We start from the raw sequence: 2,636 nt of genomic DNA on the forward strand, positions 1-2,636 counted from the left end.
CGGGGCGGGGCGGGGGCGGGGCGGGGGTGGACCGGCGGCGGGCGGCCACGACCTCCCCGGCCGGCCCGACCGGGCGCGCCGCTCCCGCGGTGGCGGGGCGCGCCCGCGGCGACGACGATCGGGCGCGCACCGCACCGCGACGGGGCCCCGCGCCCCGAGGGGAGGACCCGTGGACGACCAGTCCATCCACCAGCGCATCACCGAGCTCGTCGAGCAGGAGAAGCAGCTGCGCCAGGCCCTGCAGGACGGGGAGCTGTCCGGCGAGGAGGAGCACGCCCGGCTGCGGCGGGCCGAGCAGTCGCTGGACCAGCTGTGGGACCTGCTGCGCCAGCGGCAGGCGCTGCGCGAGGCCGGCAAGGACCCCGACGAGGCGTCCGAGCGCCCCGTCGGGGAGGTCGAGACCTACCAGCAGTAGCGGCCCGGCAGCAGCCGCGCTCAGGCGCCGCGCAGGTCCAGGGGCAGCGCGGCGGGGGCCCCGTCCACGAGGCGGACGGGGATGCCCCAGTCCTGCTGGTACAGGTGGCAGGCGGCGAACTCCGGCACCTCACCGGTGTCGGGGTCGCCGTCGCACGCGGCCGCCTGCACGCTGACGTGCAGCACCCCGGAGCCGACGGCGGCGTCCAGGACGAGCCGGCGGCGCAGCCCCTCCGCCTCCCCGGCGCCCTCCAGCAGCAGCTCCGGCGGGGAGGCCGCCACGACCAGCCGCGTCGGGTCGCCCCAGCGGTCGTCGAGCTTCTGCCCCGTCGGCGGGGTGAACGCCACGCTCAGCTCCACCGGCCCGGCGGCCAGGTCCGTCGGCGGGCGCTGGACGGTGTGCGCGCCCGCGTCCACGCGGGCCTGCGGCGGCACCGCGAACCGCGTCAGGCGGTGGCCGGCGGCCTCCACGACGACCAGGGACCCGTCGCCGCCCGCGTCCCCGCCGGCGTCCACGAGCACGTCGGAGGGCTCGGCCAGGTCGCGCAGCAGCGTGCTGACCTCACCCGTGGCCGGGTCGTAGCGGCGCAGCGCGCCGTTGTAGGTGTCCGCGACGAGCACCGAGCCGTCGGGGGCGATCGCCAGGCCCAGCGGGTGCTGCAGCAGCGCGGGCGGGACGCCGTCCGCGGGCGCGCCCGGGCCGTCGCGGAAGCCGAAGTCGAACAGGCCCTGCCCGACGGCGGTGCGGACCTCGTACCCGGCGCCGGCGACGGCCTCCACGTTCGCGAGGCGGTCGTCCTCGACCCGCGGGACGGCGCGGTCGGGACCACCGGACCCGCTGCGGCGCAACGTCCGCAGCGCCGACGTCTCCGCGTCCACGAACCACAGCACCGGCCCGTCCGCGTCGTCGGCGACGGCGAACCCGGACGTCTGCGCGAACCACGCCCGCTCGGCCGGCCCGTCCTGCACGCCCTCGGCGGTCGTCCCCGCCAGCACGCGCACCACCCCGTCGGCGGGGTCGGCGGCCGGGTCGAACGCCCACAGCTGGTGCACGCCCGCCATCGCCACGACGACCTGCCCGTCGAACCAGGCGACGTCCCACGGGGTCGACAGGTCCTGCTCCAGCGCCGGGCCGCCGCCCTCGCGGCGGCGCAGCTGCCGGCCCGTGCCCGCGACCGTCGTCACCGCACCGTCCGCCAGCCGCACCCCGCGCAGGGCGTGGTTGACGCTGTCGGCCACCACGAGGTCGTAGCCGACGCGGGCGGCGACGTCGTCCGGCAGCAGGCAGAAGCCCTGCGGCTCGGCGAAGCGGGCGGAGGCGGCCGGGCCGTCGACGTGCCCGCGCTCGCCGTCGCCGACGCGCCGCACCTCCGTCTCGAGGTCGTCCGCCAGCTGCACGAGCTGGTGGTGGGCGGTGTCGGCGACGAGGAACCCGCCGTCCGGCAGGGCCAGGACGCGGGCGGGGAAGCGCAGCGCCGACGCGGGCGGCTCCGGGGCCACGTACGGGCCGGACCCGCGGTGCAGGGTGCCCCTGGCCTCGTGCTCGGCGACCAGCTCCTCCAGCAGCACGCCGAGGCCGTGGGCGTGGCCCTCGCCGGACATCGAGGCCACGACGTAGCCCTCGGGGTCCACGACGACGAGCGTCGGCCAGGCGCGGGCGGTGTAGGCGCCCCACGTGCGCAGGTCCGGGTCGTCGAGGACGGGGTGGTGCACGGCGTAGCGCTCGACGGCCGCGTCGAGGGTCGCCGGCTCGGCCTCGAAGCGGAACTTCGGCGAGTGCACGCCGACGACGACGAGGACGTCGGAGAAGCGCTCCTCCACGGGGCGCAGCTCGTCCAGCACGTGCAGGCAGTTCACGCAGCAGCTGGTCCAGAAGTCCAGCAGGACGACCTTGCCGCGCAGGTCGGCCAGACCCAGCTCGCGCCCGCCGGTGTTCAGCCAGCGGCGGCCCTCCAGCTGCGGGGCGCGCACGCGCGTCCGTCGGGTGGCGGGGGTGCTCGCGGGGGTGCTGCGGGTGCTGGACGTCGTCACGCGCCCAGTGTCACCCCGCCGTCCCCGCGCCCCGTCCACCCCTCCCGCCCGCCCCTCTCCCCCGCTCCTCCCCCCCGGGGGGGGGGGGGGGGGGGGGGGGGGGGGGGGGGGGGGGGGGGGGGGGGGGGGGGGGGGGGGGGGGGGGGGGGGGGGGGGGGGGGGGGGGGGCGGGGGGGGGGGGGGGGGGGGGG

2 protein-coding genes are annotated in these 2,636 nt (G+C 79.2%); one reads left to right on the plus strand and one right to left on the minus strand.

Annotated features, from left to right (window positions below; genetic code table 11):
• The first annotated feature begins 169 nt into the window (after nt 1–169).
• Nucleotides 170–415, plus strand: a complete 246-nt coding sequence (locus tag AB8M62_RS20040; protein ID WP_369056615.1) for a DUF2630 family protein — start codon at nt 170–172, stop codon at nt 413–415.
• A 20-nt stretch (nt 416–435) separates the two neighbouring features.
• Here AB8M62_RS20040 and AB8M62_RS20045 read toward each other — a convergent pair whose 3' ends face one another.
• Nucleotides 436–2,445: an NHL domain-containing thioredoxin family protein gene (locus tag AB8M62_RS20045; protein WP_369070671.1), complete on the minus strand. Its 2,010-nt coding sequence runs from the start codon at nt 2,443–2,445 to the stop codon at nt 436–438.
• Nucleotides 2,446–2,636: the final 191 nt, after the last annotated feature.

It is taken from the genome of Kineococcus terrestris (genome assembly GCF_041020755.1).
GTDB classification, from domain to species: Bacteria; Actinomycetota; Actinomycetes; order Actinomycetales; family Kineococcaceae; genus Kineococcus; species Kineococcus terrestris.